Source organism: Halorubrum kocurii JCM 14978 (assembly GCF_000337355.1).
Classification (GTDB): domain Archaea; phylum Halobacteriota; class Halobacteria; order Halobacteriales; family Haloferacaceae; genus Halorubrum; species Halorubrum kocurii.
On record NZ_AOJH01000057.1, the window covers coordinates 24,834 to 42,328 of the forward strand.

Annotated in this window: 19 protein-coding genes; 12 read left to right on the forward strand and 7 right to left on the reverse strand. The window is 66.0% G+C overall.

The annotated features are described in order from the left end of the window. Nucleotides 1-30: 30 nt before the first annotated feature. Genes C468_RS08560 through C468_RS08570 form a run of 3 tightly spaced genes read left to right on the forward strand, consistent with a single transcriptional unit; the run spans nt 31 to nt 2,316 of the window. The gene (locus C468_RS08560) at nt 31-528 is read left to right on the forward strand and encodes a hypothetical protein (protein ID WP_241430998.1); all 498 of its coding nucleotides are present in this window, start codon (nt 31-33) and stop codon (nt 526-528) included. Beyond that, complete coding sequence (locus tag C468_RS08565) at nt 525-1,364, forward strand: hypothetical protein (RefSeq protein WP_241430999.1); 840 nt, start codon at nt 525-527, stop codon at nt 1,362-1,364. Before C468_RS08560 ends, C468_RS08565 begins: the two co-directional genes overlap by 4 nt. Then, on the forward strand, nt 1,357-2,316 hold the full coding sequence (locus tag C468_RS08570; RefSeq protein ID WP_008848495.1) for a hypothetical protein: 960 nt from the start codon (nt 1,357-1,359) through the stop codon (nt 2,314-2,316). The genes C468_RS08565 and C468_RS08570 overlap by 8 nt, the downstream gene beginning before the upstream one ends. Before the next feature lie 69 nt (nt 2,317-2,385). Here the strand turns inward: C468_RS08570 and C468_RS08575 are convergent, their stop codons facing one another. The 3 genes from C468_RS08575 to C468_RS08580 form a co-directional block, all read right to left on the reverse strand. Next, complete coding sequence (locus C468_RS08575) at nt 2,386-2,871, reverse strand: hypothetical protein (protein ID WP_049912144.1); 486 nt, start codon at nt 2,869-2,871, stop codon at nt 2,386-2,388. 155 nt (nt 2,872-3,026) lie between these two features. Beyond that, on the reverse strand, nt 3,027-3,935 hold the full coding sequence (locus tag C468_RS18060) for a hypothetical protein (protein WP_152422902.1): 909 nt from the start codon (nt 3,933-3,935) through the stop codon (nt 3,027-3,029). 295 nt (nt 3,936-4,230) lie between these two features. Then, nucleotides 4,231-4,542 (reverse strand): hypothetical protein, encoded by a 312-nt coding sequence (locus C468_RS08580; protein WP_049912145.1) that lies wholly within the window; start codon nt 4,540-4,542, stop codon nt 4,231-4,233. Between the two features lie 97 nt (nt 4,543-4,639). Between C468_RS08580 and C468_RS08585 the strand changes: the two genes are divergently transcribed. From C468_RS08585 to C468_RS08600, 4 genes are all read left to right on the forward strand, one after another. Then, a complete protein-coding gene (locus C468_RS08585; protein ID WP_049912146.1) occupies nt 4,640-4,837 on the forward strand; it encodes a hypothetical protein in 198 nt (65 codons plus the stop codon). Next, entirely contained in the window at nt 4,834-5,907 is a 1,074-nt protein-coding gene (locus C468_RS08590) for a tyrosine-type recombinase/integrase (RefSeq protein ID WP_008848499.1), read from the forward strand. Before C468_RS08585 ends, C468_RS08590 begins: the two co-directional genes overlap by 4 nt. Nucleotides 5,908-6,258: 351 nt before the next feature. Beyond that, the gene (locus tag C468_RS08595) at nt 6,259-7,704 is read left to right on the forward strand and encodes a lamin tail domain-containing protein (protein WP_193788252.1); all 1,446 of its coding nucleotides are present in this window, start codon (nt 6,259-6,261) and stop codon (nt 7,702-7,704) included. After that, entirely contained in the window at nt 7,701-7,997 is a 297-nt protein-coding gene (locus C468_RS08600; RefSeq protein WP_008848501.1) for a DUF3006 family protein, read from the forward strand. Before C468_RS08595 ends, C468_RS08600 begins: the two co-directional genes overlap by 4 nt. A 146-nt stretch (nt 7,998-8,143) precedes the next feature. On the opposite strand, the gene C468_RS08605 is transcribed toward C468_RS08600, so the two are convergent. Next, complete coding sequence (locus tag C468_RS08605; protein ID WP_008848502.1) at nt 8,144-9,112, reverse strand: phosphoribosyltransferase family protein; 969 nt, start codon at nt 9,110-9,112, stop codon at nt 8,144-8,146. Nucleotides 9,113-9,331: 219 nt separating this feature from the next. On the opposite strand from C468_RS08605, the gene C468_RS08610 reads away from it, so the two are divergent. Then, a complete protein-coding gene (locus C468_RS08610) occupies nt 9,332-10,033 on the forward strand; it encodes a TVP38/TMEM64 family protein (RefSeq protein WP_008848503.1) in 702 nt (233 codons plus the stop codon). A gap of 39 nt (nt 10,034-10,072) precedes the next feature. On the opposite strand, the gene C468_RS08615 is transcribed toward C468_RS08610, so the two are convergent. Together C468_RS08615 and C468_RS08620 are read right to left on the reverse strand one after the other, a co-directional pair. Further along, entirely contained in the window at nt 10,073-10,495 is a 423-nt protein-coding gene (locus C468_RS08615) for a GtrA family protein (RefSeq protein WP_008848504.1), read from the reverse strand. Next, nucleotides 10,495-11,928: a sulfatase gene (locus tag C468_RS08620; protein ID WP_241431000.1), complete on the reverse strand. Its 1,434-nt coding sequence runs from the start codon at nt 11,926-11,928 to the stop codon at nt 10,495-10,497. Before C468_RS08620 ends, C468_RS08615 begins: the two co-directional genes overlap by 1 nt. On the opposite strand from C468_RS08620, the gene C468_RS18995 reads away from it, so the two are divergent. The 4 genes from C468_RS18995 (at nt 11,906) to C468_RS08635 (ending at nt 14,133) form a co-directional block, all read left to right on the forward strand. Further along, entirely contained in the window at nt 11,906-12,103 is a 198-nt protein-coding gene (locus C468_RS18995) for a hypothetical protein (RefSeq protein ID WP_241431001.1), read from the forward strand. The genes C468_RS08620 and C468_RS18995 overlap by 23 nt on opposite strands. Before the next feature lie 249 nt (nt 12,104-12,352). Beyond that, nucleotides 12,353-13,336: an alpha/beta fold hydrolase gene (locus C468_RS08625; RefSeq protein WP_008848506.1), complete on the forward strand. Its 984-nt coding sequence runs from the start codon at nt 12,353-12,355 to the stop codon at nt 13,334-13,336. 42 nt (nt 13,337-13,378) lie between these two features. Then, complete coding sequence (locus C468_RS08630; RefSeq protein ID WP_008848507.1) at nt 13,379-13,705, forward strand: cupin domain-containing protein; 327 nt, start codon at nt 13,379-13,381, stop codon at nt 13,703-13,705. Then, a complete protein-coding gene (locus C468_RS08635; RefSeq protein ID WP_008848508.1) occupies nt 13,705-14,133 on the forward strand; it encodes a rhodanese-like domain-containing protein in 429 nt (142 codons plus the stop codon). Before C468_RS08630 ends, C468_RS08635 begins: the two co-directional genes overlap by 1 nt. Before the next feature lie 2,390 nt (nt 14,134-16,523). Here the strand turns inward: C468_RS08635 and C468_RS08645 are convergent. Then, nucleotides 16,524-17,453: a Vms1/Ankzf1 family peptidyl-tRNA hydrolase gene (locus C468_RS08645; protein ID WP_008848510.1), complete on the reverse strand. Its 930-nt coding sequence runs from the start codon at nt 17,451-17,453 to the stop codon at nt 16,524-16,526. Nucleotides 17,454-17,495: the final 42 nt, after the last annotated feature.

The window sequence follows — 17,495 nt, forward strand, 5'->3', positions numbered from 1 at the left end:
CCCCGATTTTTCCTCATCGCGGTCGTGGTAGTGGCCTCTCTGTCCGGCGCCGTCGCCGCACAGGACGCACCGAACGCGACCGCTGAGAACTCGACCGCTGGTGAACAGGTCAACACCTGTTCCGAGGAGATCACCTCAACGCTCCGCCTCTGCTCCGCAGAGTACGTCGACGGCGAGGCCGTCCTACTGCTCGACTCCGACACCCGCGACCGGGTGACGGTGACCGAGGCCGTCGCGCTGACCGAGTCGCGTGAGCTGCGCCGGGATTCGTTCATCGTCGACGGGAAGACCGAGATTCGGATGCCCGTTCAACCGTCGAACGGACGCGCCGGAGTGACGATCGATGACGGGACCACGCTCTACGGCGTCCCGCTCGAAACGACCTCGACGATAGTCGCCGGTCCGTTCACCGCCAGCGACGCCCAGGCCGCCGGACTCGGCGGCGGTGCCGGTGTCGCCGTTGTGACCATCTTCCTCGTGGCAAAGGTCGTCTACGGACGCAGCGAGGAACCTGAGAGGTTAGCATGAGAGACGCACCAGAACCCCGACCCGAGCCGCCCCGCCACGTGAAGGTACTCGACTGGCTCCACGGCCACGCGCCCGAGCTGGTCGTCGGCGTGATCGCGCTCGTCGGCCTGTCCGCGATCGTCGGTTTCGACCTCGAAGTACCGCGCTTCTGGTACGTGTTCGGCGTCGCCGCGGTCGGCCTCTCCCCGCTCGGGTTCCTCGTCGGCAACAAGGTCGTCTCGTGGCTCTACAATCCCGCGTGGGTCTACCTGATCGACCTCGACGCTCGCGTTCTCGACGGCGGGATCTACCGGCTCCCGCTCGAAGATTTCCGAGAGCTCGAAATCCTCGACGACGACGAGTTCGTCAACTCGACGTATGACCTCACGCAGCTGTCGCCGAACCTCTACGTCGGGAAACAGGTCGACCTCGAAGACATGACCGTCGTCGGCACCTGGCGCGGCACACTCGACGATCGGGAGCTGACCCGCGCGCTCCGTGCCGTGCACGAGTGTCGCGGCCAGCTCCAAGACGACGCGCAGCGAGGATTCATCCTCGAAAGCTCCGCGTTCGTGGTGGTCCGGCGCGCAACCCGGAACACGGTCGAGCGTATTGTTGAGCTGTTCGAAGACGGTTCCCTGCCGGACTCCGGCGAAGGGATCGAGCGCGCCGTTGACCAGGAGCTGAAAGACTTCGGCCTCGACGACGCCTCGGACTCCGACCTCTCCGACCTCGTCGACGACGACGCGATCGACGAGATGGATCACAAGTCGGGATTCGACTTCTCGACGCCGGAGGACCCGGACGCCGACCGGAACGGCCACGCGGAAACCGCCGAGGTGAGTCCGAATGGGTAACTCCGACGAGGGGATGCTGACCGCGGCCAAGCTCGCGGAACAGCTCTCCGGCCGCATCGAGACGCATCGGGACCTCGACCCCCGAGCGGGTGCGATCGACCCGGACGACGTGTCGGCGTCGGTGTTCCTCAACGACCTCGACCCGGAGCTTGTCCAGGGCTCGCAGCTGCTCGACCTCGTCGACCGGACCCAGCAGTCGCGGAAGGCGTCCGAAGCGATCCGCTCGGGCAACTCGCTGATGCTCTCGCATCTGGTCGGCGTGACCGAGCAGGACCTAGACGGCTCCGCGCTCCGACTCCCGCTGCGGCTCGACGACGTGATGACCAATAACGACGCGACGGCGTTCATCGGCGGTGCCGGGAATCCGAATACGGGGAAGACGAACCTAATGGCGCTGCTGGCTGAACTCCGCTCGGCGACCGTCGACGATCTCCTCGTGATCTCTAACTCGCGGACGTGGCCCCGGACCGACCTCGTGGTCACCAGCGCGCACGACCTCGCCGTGACGTGCATCGAGCATCGCGACCGGCCGAAGTTCGTGTTCATCGACGAGGGCTCGACTCACTTCGACGCGCGGACCAACTCCTACGAGGTCGCGGCGCAGTTCTCTCCGCTGGCGAAGCGGATGGCGAAGATCAACGTCGACGTCTTCGGAACGGTGTTCCACACGGGCAAGGACTGCCACCCGGAGCTGAAGCGGCTGTTCACGACCGCGTACTTCAAACACTCAAAGAAGGAAGTTGATTTCTTCGCTGACTGGCCGGCTGACGCTGACAAGCCGACGAACCAGCTGTTCGGCGGGACCGTCGAAAACCTCGAACCCGCGACCGCGGAACCGGATCCGGACGACGCGGCGCCGTGGAGGTGGGACCTCGAACCCGACTTATTCGCGCTCGACCTCGACTGGCCCGAGCTGCTGGAGGAACTCCGCGATCGTGGTCCGACCGAGTGATGTTGCTGCTGGTAGGCTGCGTTCGAAACTCTGGTTAGGCTGGTCACCTGGTCCAGTCAGCAACTCCTCTCAATTTTTCATCTCGTGGCCGCGCACCGCGTGGCCGATCTCCTTCAGACTGCTATCTGTCGAGAAGAATCTGTACGTCTTGTTTGGTGTGTGAACCTTCAAACTAGCTCTTCTAATGAATAGGCCCCAGACTAGTGTGAGTATTCCAGCAGCGATAGAAAGTGCTGCTACGCCCCAAACGGCACCCTCTGGTATCGGCTCAACACCTGATGCTCCCCGCATGACCAGCGCCACAAATAATCCGAAGATCGTCGCTCCCACTCCAGAAACGAGGTAGCTTTTCGGATACTCCATCCCTCTGTACTGAATCGAATTTACTCCTTTCAGAGAGATGTCCGTCACGTCGTTCCCGTCGACATACACGAGCCGATACGGTGTACAGGCCAACGTGCCGCTTCCGCCGCTCCTGACCTGTTCTGCGCTCCGAGACGCGCCGACTTCCACCGACGCACTCTCCTTGTCAATCAGGTACTCATTCAACTTCATACATCCCGCTCAGATACATGGAAAATAAAGCTATCTGCTTATTGAACACAAGTGATAATCCCGTCGAAACACAGTGATCGACCCACCAACCCACCCACCCATTTCAGTGGGCGGGAGCCTGCGCGACCCCTCCTTGCGGGGGGTCGCGCGAGAAGCTATGTAAGCGGCAATATAATATTTCTCACAAATTCGACAGTCCAAGTCCAGGATAATATCCCTACAGCAGGTGACAAGATTAGTAATATGAAGCCACCTATTCCAATAACACCATTATTCACTGTCAAATCATTTGCTTTTTTGTAATTTCTCTTGATAAACGTTTTAATATTTCTGAGAATGTAAGAGACTGCGACTGAAAGGTGTCCTAGCTTCGCATACTTGTCAATATTAGAGATGTATGCGAGCAGGTCTCCGCCTACCCTCACCAAAATCCCGCCAATCGAGATACTGAGGATCGCGACCGTGGTCCAGAATAAAAAGATGAGAACTAGTACTATTGATGTGATGTCGCCAGTAGTTAACGAAACAGCCACTAAGAATATAAACATTCCAATTACAAAAGTGATTAAGAAGGAATTGTACGCTGTTGAGATGTCGCTCTGCATCTTGTTTAATATTCTATTGTTGTTATTAAGTATCTCCGTAAGATGGTTCTGAGAGGTTGACGTGGTTACTTCATATGGTTCCGATCCTGATGAGAATATTGGCTTCAATGTTCGCGGTTTGAGCAATCTCAGGAGATCAGCATAGGCATACGCAATGGTGTAGGTGCCAAGTACAATTAGTAAAAAGGAAATTAGTAAGGAAACGGCAATAGTATTAGAAATTAGGTCGGTACTCACAGTAAATGGGCCCTCAAATTGCTGTGGTTCTGGAATACCTACTCTGGAGAGTTCTAGAACACCAGAACCAATGGCAGCAATTACGACAGAGATTGCAGCTAGAGTTATTCTGACGATACTTTTCGCCCTATTTTGTAGTTCATGATACGCAGTCAATTGAGAAGCAACGATGTTTGACGCTGTCTCACTATCTAATTTAAATTCATCTTCTTTTGATTCCATATTAGTACCTACCCCACTTCTGTAAGTGGCTCGCGTCTAGGTCCCCACGCAGGTATGCCAGTCCCCATCTTGTTATTTCGTACATTCTTCCCCCGTTAATAATTGGAGCGACCAGTTCTCTCTCAACCAACTGCCCACAACGTTGCTCAATATACTCTGAATCGGCTCCGAGTTGTTGAAATTCAGACTCAGCTTCCATCGTTGAAGGAGAAGCCCACGCTTCTTCAGACAGATGCTCTAGGATTCGCTCATCGACGGTGTACATCCACCTACCCATCCGACGCATCTGTGTCATTTATGCCTCGTCCTGCGTCTCACCAGCGCCTTCACTTGTCGATACTTCCGCGTTCCCGTTCTCTGCCGCATTGTACTCCCCCTTGAGATACGCCTCTCCCTCGTCGGTCAGCGTGTACATCCCGTTCCCGACCGCGTACAGTAGTCCGTGATTCGCGAGTTTTCTGCTTCGCTGGCCTACGTACTGTGAACTGTACGGAATCCGGGGATGCTCCGCGATCTCGGAGACGGACATGTAATCCTCGTCAGACTCGACGAACAGCTCTAGAATCCGCTCGTCGAGGAGAACCATCCACTTCCCGGATTTTCGCATACCCGCTATCGAGGGCGCGATATTATATAATCCGAGATAAGAAACGTTCGCTACAGGGACAAACTATATTTTGGTAGGATCAGAATAGCAGGTCGTGATGAGAGATAATCCTCGACTGATCGCGGCGACCGACGCCCGCGATCTCTCCAGATGTGAGGTATGTGGAGCCTCCATTGAACCCGATCCGCCGGATGGGTTCACCCGGTACGCGCGACAGGTGGCCGGCTACCTCGACCACTTCGCCGAGGCGCACCCGGATCACCCGATCCTCGACGCTCCGGAGGGCTACCTGTGAGCCGGGACCGCTCGCGCGACCCCGGCGATCTCCATCCCCGGGAGGCAGTTACTCGCTACCTCCGTCGACGGCGCTCCGACTCGACCGACGCCAGCGTCAAATCGTGGAAGTACCGGCTGAAGCTGTTCGTCGAGTGGTGCCAAGGAATCGGCGTCGACCGGATCGGAGACCTCCGCGGCTACGACCTCGACGAGTATTACGAGCTGCGCAGCGGCGCGGTCGCACCGGCGACCCTCGAAGGGGAGATGTGGACGCTCCAGAAGTTCACCGAGTACCTGGAACAGATCGGCGCCGTCGACGACCTCTCCGATTCGGTGCGGGTCCCCGACATTGACGCGTCTGAACGCGCGAACTCGGAGAGTCTATCGACCGAGGCGGCGCTCTCGCTGCTCAACTACTACCGGGACTCCGAACTCCACCGAGCGACCCGACAGCACACCTTCCTCGAACTCGCGTGGCACACCGGCGCGCGGCAGGGGGGCCTCCGCGCGCTCGACGTTCACGACGTGTACCCCAGCGAGGGGTACGTCGAGTTCCATCACCGCCCGGAGACGAGTACCCCGCTCAAGAACAAACAGCACGGGGAACGTGCGGTCGCGGTCCCTGATGAAACCGCGAGCGTTCTGCGCGAGTTCCTCGGGAACCGCTACGACGTTCGCGACGAACACGATCGGCAGCCCTACCTCGCGAGCCGATACGGGCGCCCGACCGAGAACACGATACGCACCTGGTCGTACGTCGCGACCCTCCCGTGTCTTCACTCGGACTGCCCGCACGGAAAGCAGCGGACCAGCTGCGAGTACACCGAGTTCAAGCACGCGAGCAAGTGCCCGTCGTCCCGATCTCCGCACCGGATTCGAACGGGCGCGGTGACGTGGATGCTGAACGCGGGGATTCCGCCCGAGGTCGTCGCGCAGCGCGTCAACGCTTCGGTCCAGACTATCCGCGATCACTACGACTGGGCGACCGAGTCCCAGCGGTGGTCGCGCTACCACGACCAGATGAACAGCCGTCGCGATCACCTCCAGAAACTCGACTTAGACGATGAACTTGATTTCAACACCCAGTAAGATGAATCGAGAAATAGACACTACCGAGCGGGCTGCTCAAAGCCCTAAGTCGCCGTCGTGCCGGCCCATTTTCACCCCACTTCGCAACGACGAGCGCTAGCGAGGAGTCCGTAGTGGGGTGAAGCTGCCGACGGGCGAATTTGAATCAGGGAGCAAATCTCTGATTTGCGACCGTGATTCAATATTCGTGCCGGCCCACTTCTCCCGCATTCGTTTTCGACCCCTACGGACGGGTAGCAACATTCAGCGACCGTTTCGAAGGCACCTCAGAACCGAACCGGGTGCGAGATAGGCCGCTGTGAAACGGTAACGGGCCCACATCTCTTTATCAGTGTAAGATTTTAACACAATATGAAACGACCTGGGGGAAAGCTACAGATCCTCCTGACCGTGGGGATCATTCTGCTCGCTGGCTGTGCGGGCGCCGTCCCCGGCGATCAGGGGTTGGCGGACTCGGACGCGAACGGCAATTCGACGGTCGAAGCGGCGAACGGAACCGTCGAAGTCCACTATATCAACGTCGGCCAGTCGGTCAGCACGCTCGTCGTCGGTCCCGAGGGGGAGACGATGCTCATCGACACGGGGCACTACAACGACGACGGCGAGTACGTGTTGGAGTACCTCCGACGACACGACATCACTCGCATCGACCACCTCGTCACCTCGCACAACGACGCGGACCACATCGGCGGCAACGCGGCGGTCATCGAGTACTACGAGACCGAGGCGGACGGGATCGGTGCGATCTACGATCCGGGGATCGCGGCGAGCACGCAGACGTACGGCGAGTACCTCGACGCCGTCGAGGAGCACGACGTGACGCTGTACGAGACCCGCGAGGGAGACGCCCTCTCGTTCGGAGACGTCGACGTCGACGTGCTCGGACCGCCGGAGCCGTACCTCGAAGACGAGGCCCGCAACGAGAACAGCATCGTCCTGAAGCTCACGCACGGCGGGACGAGCTTCCTCCTCTCCGGCGACGCCGAGGACGATCAGGAGGCGTACCTGATCGACGCGTACGGCGCGGAGCTCCGGTCGACCGTGCTGAAGGCCGGCCACCACGGTTCGTCGAGCTCGTCGAGCGAGCCGTTCCTCGACGCGGTGCAGCCGCGGGCGATCGTCGTCTCGAGCGGGTACGACTCGCAGTACGGGCACCCGCACGAGGAGGTCCTCCAGCGGCTGTCGGATCGGTCGATCCCGGCGTATTGGACCGCGACGCACGGCGACGTCGTCCTCGTGAGCGACGGCAGCGGCGTCTCCGTGCAGACCCAACGCGACGCGCCCACCGACCCGCGCGCGATCCGCGACGGCGAGCCGATCGAGCCGGGCACGAGCGGCGACGTCGTCGAGCGTACGCGGCTCGGCGACGGTCCGGCCGAGGGCGACACCGACGCCGACGACGGGACGGACGGCGAGGCGGACGATGCCGCCGACGAGAACGAAACGACGGCGACCGACCCCGGCGCGGCGCTGGAGGTCGCGACGATCAACGCGGACGCCGAGGGCGACGACCGCGAGAACCTCATCGACGAGTACGTCGTCTTCGAGAACGCCGGCGACGACGCGGTCGACCTCTCGGGATGGACGGTCGAAGACGAGGCGGGCCGGAGCTACGAGTTCCCGGAGGGGTTCACGCTCGAGGCGGGCGCGACGGTGACGCTCCGAACCGGAAGCGGCACCGACACCGCCACCGAGCTGTACTGGGGGTCGGGCTCGCCGGTCTGGAACAACGACGGCGACACGGTGATACTCACGGCGGATGACGGTGAACGCGTCCTCGAGGTGAGCTACGAATGAGCGATATCGGACTCCCGGACGGCGAGTACACCGCGGTCGTCGACGGCGTCGAAGACGGGCTCGCGACCGTGTTCTTCGAGCGCGACGGCGAGGAGGTCGGGAACGCGGTCCTGGAGGCCGCCCGGCTCCCGTCGGACGCGCGGCACGCCGACGCCGTTCTCGCGGTGACGCTCAGCGGCGGGCGCATCGAGGCCGCGTCGTACGAGCCCGAAGAGACGACGACCCGAGCGGAGGCGGCACAGGACCGGTTCGATCGCCTCTCGAGGCGACCGCCGTCCGACGAGGACGGGTAGCTCGGCGGGTAGGGCGCTCGACGTTGAGGTGTGCGACCGCACTCAGCCCTTGCTCGCGGCTCGTCGGGCCCGTACACACGCGAATCGGCGTGTTGCAGGACGAGGGTGCTCGGTTCGGGGGTGTCTCGCGACCGCCCGTCCGGCCCTCAGCGGTTCTTCGTTCGCCGCGATCGCCACAGTCGGTGGTAACTCCGGAGAGAGAAGGTGAACGCGGCTCGTGCCGGGGCCAACAGGGGCTCCGACTTGAAAGCAGACGCGCCCTCGGTAACGCGCCGGCGCGACCGCCCGAGGAACCCCGGGTTCAGCATCTCGTTCGTCTCGTAGCAGTACACCGGCCGGTTCGTTCGACGACGGATCTCTGCCGCCTGTTTCGGATCGCTTTCGATGAACAGGTCCGCATCGGTCGAGTCGTACACGTCGGCCTTGTACTCGCCGTACTTGCCCTGTTTCCGGCGGGTCTCCATGTCCGGCACGTCCATCATGACGAGCCTGTCGTACTCGATACCGTGGTCGGCTAACCAGCGCTCCGTCTCGGGGCGGTATCGCTCCAATCTCGACGTCACCAGACAGCCGATTCGTCGCTTCGGAACGAAGTTCGGCTCGACTGCCGCGAGGAACTCGCGGTAGTTGTCCCCGTCATCGTTCTCCTCCGGCGTCGGGTCGCGACAGAGCACGCCGTCGATGTCCACACAGAAGTCCGACAGCTTCGTGTGATGGAGGATGTTCCACTCGAAGATGCGCGGCGCGGGGACGACTTCTTCCCAGTAGTCGACGTGTTGGTGCCCTTCCGGGGAGACGTACACGGCGGCATACGTGACGTCGAACGGGAAGTCGTGGTTCGCGAGCCGGGCGCGAGTCTCGGTCATCTGTCCGCCCGTCAACACGGAGTCGTCGACGACGAGCACGGAATCGAACTCGTCGAGCGAGTCCCGGTGGTCGAACCTGGAGCCGGTGTCGAACAGTCGCCCCTCGCAGAGCCCGTCGATGTCGACCATCGGGACGTCGAGGTGGAGACACAGGAGATTCGCGGCCAGGAGTCCGCTTCGCGGAATGCCGGCCACCAGATCGATGTCGCGCGGGAGGCGCTTCGTGAGACGACGGGTGTCGGCGTTCATATCCTCTACGGATTTGTAATTCACTTAGATATGATACCGCCGAGTAGAGTATTAGTATGCGGCTATTAACGGCCGCGTCAGGGACCGCGGGAGGCGCGTCCGCGGTGTCACCGTCCTCGAAACAGCCCGACGGCAACGACCGAAGAGGACGACGAGACCGATCGCTCCGACTGCGATTTTGGCAAGGTTCAAGTCCACCGCTTGCCGGGTGTAACACGAATGAGACTCTTCGCCTCGGCGGCAGACCGACGGCGAGGCATCCTCGCGATCGTCGCCGTCGCGGTCGCGTTCGCCGGGCTCTACCTCTTCGTCCGGGAGTACGCGGCGTTCATCATGGACGTCGAGGCGCTGCGGACGTGGCTCCGGCAGTTCGGCGTCCTCGCCCCCCTCGTGTTCATCGCCATTCAGGCCCTCCAAGTCGTCGTCGCCCCGATCCCCGGACAGGTCGTCGCGCTCGTCGCGGGCTACCTCTTCGGCCCGTTCTGGGGCACCGTCTACAGCCTCACGGGCGTCCTCATCGGGAGCGCGATCGCGTTCTCGCTCGCGAAACGGTACGGCCGCTCGTTCGTCGAGGACGTGATCCACGAGGACGTGATCGCGCGGTTCGACGGGTTCGTCGACACGGTCGGCATTCCGGGGCTGTTCGCGTTCGTGATCATCCCGGGACTTCCCGACGACGCCATCTGCTTTTTAAGTGGGCTCACGAAGTGGAAGCTCCCGACGTTCATCGCCGTGATCAGCGTCGGCCGGCTCCCCGCGTACGTGTTCACCGTCTACGCCGGCGGCGAGCTGGCGAGCGGGCGGTTCCTCTCCGGCCTCGTGATCATCCTCCTCGTCGTCCTCGCGTCGGTCGTCGGCTACTACAAACAGGAGACCGTCAGGGACCTCGTCGCCCGCATCGAGCCGCGGCTCCCCTTTTAAATCCCGTCCGTCGAGGCGCCGGCCGGGACCGCTACCGACTCAACCCCACGTCCACTGGTGGTCGAGAACGAATCGGTAGACCCCGCTGAGGAAGATGGCCACCGCGTTGGCGACGAGGTACATAACGCTCGCCCACTCCACCAGCGCGTACAGGACGCCGATCTGGATCGGGATCGCGGTCCCGCGGACGAGGTTCGTCCTGAGCAGTCCGCCGAGGTACTCCGCGGTGCCCGTGTTCTGACTCGCCTGAAACGTCCACGCGTTGTTGAACACGTACGATAGGATGATCGTGATCTCGATCGCGACCGTCGCGCCGATCAGGTAGTTCACCCCGGCCCGATCGACGAACAGCCACAGCAGGGCCATCTGTATGCCGGCGGTTATCGCGCCGACGACGACGAACCGACGCAACTGGACAGCGATCGGCCCGCTCTTGAGGTCTCTGAGAACGGCCCGTATCATCACCGGTAGCCGAGCGCTTCGAGGCGGGCTTCGAGGTCTTCGTCGACCTCCTCGTCCGCCCCGTCACCGGCCGACTCCGCCTCCGCCTGTCGGTCGCGGAGCTCCGCGACGTGGGCCGCGGCGATCGGCGCGAACCGCTCGACGACCGCGAGCGCCTCGTCCGACGGGTCCGCGGACAGGTCCTCCTGCTGGGTCGGGTCCGACGGCCGGTGGTACAGCTCCGTCTCCCCCGCGTCCGCGTTCTCGATGTACGTCCACTCGTCGTCGCGGACGCTCACGAGGAGGTCGCCGTCGGAGAGCGACCGCGGGATCGGCTGGTCGGTCACCTCCTCGCCTCGAACGGTGACGGAGACGACCGGGTCCTGGTCCGGCGACTCGCCGTCGCTGACCGTCGACACGAGCGACTCGCCGTGCCACTCCGGCGGCGAGTCGACGCCGAGCAGGTCGGCGACGGTCGGCGGGATCGCGTCGAGCCCGACGTGTTCGGAGACGCGGCGGCCACCGTCCTCGCCGGGGACGTTCACGATGAGCGGCACTCGGATCAGCTCGTCGTACAGCTTCGGGTAGTGCGCGAGGTGGCCGTGCTCTTGGAACTCCTCGCCGTGGTCGCCGGCGACGACGATCGCGGTCTCGTCGGCGATCCCGGCCGCCTCGAGCGTGTCGAGCAGTCGCCCGACGCTGGCGTCTACCTGTCGCACCGTCGCCTGATACAGCGTCCGGAGCTCGTTGAGGGTCCGCTCGCCGACCTCCCAGCCGAGGCTCGTGCGGGTGTGGGCGTGGAGCATCCGGTGGGTGCCGACCAGCCCGTCGGAGACCTCGCGGATGTACCGCGGCGCCGGGACGTACGGGGTGTGGGTGTCCATGTAGTGGACCCACAGGAAGAACGGGTCGTCCGTGTCGTCGACGAAGTCGGTGGCGGCGTCCTCGACGTCGAACATCCGCGAGGCGTCGAGGAAGGGCCGATCGTCGCCCGTGCCCCGGATCTTGGACCCCAGACGGCGGAACGGCGACGTAGCGAGCTGGATCCACGCCTCGACCGTCGGATGGGCCGCGAGGTAGCGGCTGTAGCGGCTCGACCCCACGCTGGTGACGAACGGCTCGAACTCGTCGAACCCGTCGGGATACCCCCAGTGGGAGGTGAGAAAGCCGTTGGCGGCGTTGAACCCACCGGTCGCGATGCCGGCCTCGGAGAGCACCGAGGCGAGCGTCCGAGCGCCCTTCACGCCGATGTCGCCGTTCCGTGAGAAGACGGGCTCGGAGGCGAGGATCGAGGGGAACGAGAAGGGAGTCCAGTTGCCGGTCGCGAACGACCGGTCGAATACCGTCCCGTCGGCGGCCAGATCCGAGAGCACCGGCGAGTGCCGATCCTCGTCGTACGGGGCGATGGCGTCCGCTCGGAGCGAGTCGATCGTGACGAGGAGGACGTTCGACACCGTTCCGTCCGACGACGCTGGCGAATCCGTCTCGTTCGACGAGTCCGTCTCGTTCGACGAGTCCGTCTCGTTCGACGCCGTCGAATCCGATCCGGCCGAATCTGACGACGAGGTCGATGCGGTTGTGTCCGAGGTCGACGTGTCCGATACCATATTATGCGAAAGCTGGGTCTGACGTCGCCGAACCGCGGCTCGGCCCGACCGGTCGCGCTGGTCCCCCCGTCCGAACGAAACTGGACGCGGGCGTCCGCCGAGCCGAGAGGCCGGTAGGGGCCCACCGGCTCGCCGGGCCGAACGTCAGGATCACTAGTATACCCGACAGCGGATTGCCAGCGGCTTGAGGATTTCGGTTCCGGAGGCGACGGCCGAGAGACCCGTTCCGACCGAACGTAGCTATTTGACGCTCGCGGCCCGAGGGTGACGTATGAGCGACGCGCCGACCGAAGCAAGCGAGGGAGAGCCGGCCGCGCCCCGACGCCTCGGAGTCGAGGCGCTCGACGAGCCCGTGCCGCCGGACGAGATACCCGAGGGAGTGCCGGGGGAGTCGCGGGCGGTCGACGTCGGGGAGGTCCGGCTCCACGTCGTCGAGGCCGGGCCCGAGGACGGGAAGCTGTTGGTCCTGCTCCACGGGTTCCCGGAGTTCTGGTACGGCTGGCACGAGGCGATCGCGCCGCTCGTCAACGACGGCTACCGCGTCGTCGTCCCCGACCAGCGCGGCTACAACTGCTCGGAGAAACCGCCCGCCGTGAGCGACTACCGGATCGACGCGCTGGCGTGGGACGTGGTCGGGCTGATCGACGCGTACGACCGCGAGACCGCCGCCGTGGCCGGTCACGACTGGGGAGCCGCGGTGGGGTGGTGGCTCGCCCTCCACCACGCCGACCGCGTCTCGGAGTTCGTCGCGGTCAACGTGCCGCACCCGACCGTGTTCGAGCGAGCCCTCCGGACCTCGTGGGACCAGCGGCTCAAGAGCTGGTACGTGCTCGCGTTCCAGCTGCCGAAGCTCCCGGAGGCGGTCGCCAGCGCCGGGAACTGGCGCCTCGCCGTTCGCGGGCTCCGGGACTCCAGCGACCCGGGGACGTTCGGCGACGAGGACATCAGGCGCTACCGCCGGGCGTGGAACCGCGACGGCGCGTTCGAGGCGATGGTGAACTGGTACCGGGCGATCGTCCGCGACCGCCCCACCCCGGAGACGGAGACCGTGGAGGTCCCGACGCTCGTGATCTGGGGCGCGAAAGACCGCTTCCTCTCGACGCGGCTGGCCGGTCAGAGCGTCGACCGCTGTACCGACGGCCGGCTCCTCACCCTCGACACGGCGACCCACTGGGTCATACACGAGGAGCCGCACCGCGTCGCCGAGGCGATCGCCGACCACGCGGACCCGCTGCCGCCGGGCGCGCGGGAGTAGCCCGCCAAACGCCTTTTATATCGACGACGGCGACCACACGGTATGACGATCGATCGATACGCGGATGCCGTCGGCGGGCTCGCGCCCGACGCCGGCGAGGTCGAGACGGCGGAGTTAGCGGTCACCGACGACGTGCTCGTCAAGGCGTTCGCGCTCGGACCGGGCGCGGTCGTCGAGCCGCACGAGCACGGCGACGCCACCAACGTGTTCCACGTCCTCGAGGGGGAGCCGACCCTGATCCGCGGGGACGACGAGGAGACGCTCGCGGCGCCCGCCGTCGTCTTGAACGAGCGCGGAACCGTCCACGGCGCGCGGAACGACACCGACGAGCGTGCCGTCATCACGGCGAGCCTCTGTCCGCTCCCCTGATGGACGGCGAGATCGACCCCGACGGGCTGGCGGCACTGCTCGACGGCGCCGAGGCCGGCCCGGACGCCGAACGGCCGGCGGACGACGCGCTTCGCGTCGTCGACATCCGCAACCGTCGCGCCTACGACCGCGGTCACATCCCCGGCAGCGAGTGTATCCCCTTCCCAGAGCTGACGACTCGAATCACGGAGCTGGAGGGCGCGGACCGAGTTGTCACCGTCTGTCCGCACGGGATCTCCAGCCGACAGGCGGCCCAACTGATCGGGAGCTACGCGGGGACGCAGGACGCGCGCGTCGAGAGCCTCCACGGCGGCATCGAGGCGTGGGAGCGCGGACCGGGCGCGTTGGTCCGGACGCCGACCGAGGAGGCCGACGACGGGACGGCCCCGGGTGAGACCGCCGACGAGGGACCGGAGGCGCCCTTTTAATCGATAGCGCGCTCGCCGGCTACTCTCCCCGCCGACCCCGCCGAGCGAGGGTCGCGCCGGCGACGACCAGCGAGACGAGGGCTACCGCCGGCCCGAACCCGGGGACGGCGTCGGTCGGGATCGGACCGTCGCCCTCGACGGCCACCGTCGTCGACGCCTCGTCGACCGGCCCGACGACGCGCACGGTCGCGTTCTCGGAGCCGCCGACGCCGAGCCCTCCCCCGTCGCCGTCGAGCCGGATCTCGCGGTCGACCGTCGCTTCCTCCCCCGCGTCCAACCGAACGGGTGCGGTCGCGACCGTCTCGCCGTCCGCGCGGAACTCGATGTCGCCCCCGGCGGGGACGCCGGCGTCGTTGCCGACGGTCGCGGTCGCGACGACCGACTCGCCCGCCGCGACCCGGTCCCGGTCGGTCGAGACGCCCCGAACGAGGGGCCTGGCGGGCTCGGTGACCGAGACGNGAGACGGTCAGCCGCTCGCTGCCGATCCGGACCTCGTACTCCCCCGCGGCGTCGAAGCGGTGCCCGAAGCGTTCGACGGTCTCCTCGCCCGCGTCGAGCGTCCCCGACCGGTTCGCGACCGGCTCGCCGTCCACCGTGAGCGACAGGTCGTAGCTCCCGACCGCGCCGCCGGTGTTGGACGCGACGACCGCCACGTCGAGCGACTCGCCGACGACGAGTTCGACCGGGTCGCGGGCGACGGTCCGGTTCCGGTACTCGCCGTCGACGCGGACGCCCTCGTCCGCGAGGCCGTATCCGACCTGCGCGGGGGTCTCGCCGAACGCCGCCGCGTGCGCGTCTCGGTCCCACGTCTCGGCGGTCGTCCGCGTCGTCGTGAGCGCCTCCGCCTCGTCGCGGAGCTCTGCCGCGGTCGCGTCGTCGGCCCCCTCGGCGGCGGCCGTCGCCACGGCGTCGAGGATGTCCTCGTTGGTGATCCGCCCGTCGGCCTCGTTGAGGTCGCGGAGGACCGTCGCGAGCGACGCGGCGCCGTCGGTCTCGGTGCGGAGTCGGCGGTCGAGCTCTCCGGCGACGAGCGCGCCCTTCGTGTAGTCCGGATTCCCCTCCCACGTCGTCGGGTCGGAGAGCACCGCCGACGCGGCGGGGTCGCGCTCGCCGCGGGCCAGCGTGCGCTCGAAGTCGGCGAAGTCCGCCGCGCCGCGGTCGAGCGCGAACAGCGCGGCGTAGTAGGTCGCGCTCGCCTCCGTGATCCACCGGCCGCTCGCCTCGGCCCGGTACGCCTGCCGGGTGTGCACGTACTCGTGGGTCCAGACGTCCGCGGCCGTGCCCGCGGGCTCGCCGTCCCGGACCCACAGGTCCGCGTCGCCGGTCTGCAGCCCGCGAACGGCCCAGGACACCTCGTCGGTGGGGGCGGTGAACGCGACCACCTCGTCGTCGCGAGCGCCGACCTGCAGCGCGGTCGAGGCGTCCGCGAAGACCCCGAACACCTCGTCGGGCGACGCGACCGGGTCCGCGGCGTCGGGGACGATCAGCCGGTAGCGCTGGCCCGCGGCCTCGCGGACGCGCTCCTCGTGCGGCCCGAGGAACGCCATCGACTGCGAGGCGACGCCCTCGCCCGCGACGACCGTCTCGCGCTGCAGACGGACCTGTGCCTCGTACTGGCCGGTGTACGACCACGCGGCGGAGACGCGGGGCGTCCGAACGAGCGCCCACTCGCCCGCGTCGACGAAGCGGTAGGCGCCGCCGGCGGCGAGCGGTCCCGCCTCCTCGACCGTGTCGTTCGCATCGATCGCGTAGGTGAGCGAGGGGTCGGCGGTCTCGCCGTCCCACTCCCACACCGACTCCTCGCTCCCGGCGTCGTCGACCCGAGTGAACCCGTCGGCCTCGACGTCGGGGTCCTCCCGGGCGCTGAGCAGCGTCAGTTCGAGCTCCGTGACGCGGTCGGGGACCGTCGCCCGGGTCGTGACGCCGACGCTCCCGCGCTCGTCGGTCTGCGTCAGCTCGCTGCGCAGCCGGATCACGTCGGCGTCGTCGTCGGTCTGCGGCGCCGGACCCGCGCCGGCGCTCCCCGAGAACGACTCGGCGGCGTGGCTCGACTCGACTGGTCCCGCGTGGTCCGCGGCGACGGCGGCCGGAGCGCCCCCCGCGACCGTCAGCGCGACCGCCAGCAGCGCGAGGGTCGCGAGCGCGGCGACGGCGACTCGGACGCCGGGGGACGACTCGGCCCGATCCATGTGTGCCGTACCGGACGCGCCGGGTTTAGGACTGTCCGTGGGCGCGTTGACACGACTCGGTCGTCGCGCCGGGATCGCGGCGCGACGCCGAGCGGTTCGAGAATGGGGAGGGGGGAGGGAGCGTGTGACAGGTCCCTCCGAGTGGTCAGTGTCGAGGAGCGGGGATAGTTATGCGGTCCTTGTGGGGCGTCGTCGGGGACCTCAGATCGCCCGGATACGCGTGGTCCAGAAGTCGCGGAACGCGTCGTCGAGCGCCGCCTTCGGCTTCCCGGTCGCGTCGGAGACGTCGGTGACGTCGGCGCGCTCGCGGACCTCCCCGAGCACGCTGCGCTCGCCGACGACGATCGTCCGGTCGATCGGGGCGGCGGGGCCGTCGCCGACTCCGCGGTCGGCGAGGTCCGCCAGCGACGCGGTCGCCTTTTTAAGATGGTCGGCGATCTGTCCCTCGCGCCGGCGCTCGAAGCGGCCCTGCGAGAAGCCTCCCTTCGAGTGGGCCTCCTTCACATCGGAGGTGAACCCCTCGAACTCGACCCGCTCGGCGCCCTCGTAGACGCCGAGCGCGAAGGTGTCGGACCGGAGGAGCGCGAAGGCGAACCGCCCCGTCGGGCGGAACCACGACTCGTCGAGTCGGAACCGGTCGCTCCACCGGTCGAACGGCGCCGGCTCGATCGGGGGCGTCAGCGCCGCGCTCACGGCGCCGGTGTCGTCTGCGAGGACGACCGCGGGGGCCGCCCGCCTGACGAGCCGCGTCCGGTCGCCGAACCACTCCGCGACGCTCGACGGCACGGCGTCGTCGTCCGGGACGAAGGCGGTGAGGAGCCCCTCGGGGTCGTCGCTCTCGACCGCCCGGAAGCGACCGAGCGCGTCCGCGAGCCGCGGGCCGCGGGCGTCGCTGACGCGGCGGTACTCGACCGACGCCTCCTCGCCCGCGGTGCGGTCGAGGCGCTCCTCCAGCGACTCGATCCGGTGTTCGAGCTCGTTGACGCGCTCCTCGGCGCGCTGGCGGTCGGCGACCGCGTCCGACCGGCGCTCCTCCTCGGCCTCGGCGCGGCGTTCGAGGTGGCGCTTCTCCTCCTCCAACTCCTCGATCCGCTCTTTCAGCTCGGCGCGCCCGAGCAGCCTGTCGATCATACCGAATCCGCGACTCCCTGCGACCTAAAAGGTGCGTCTGTG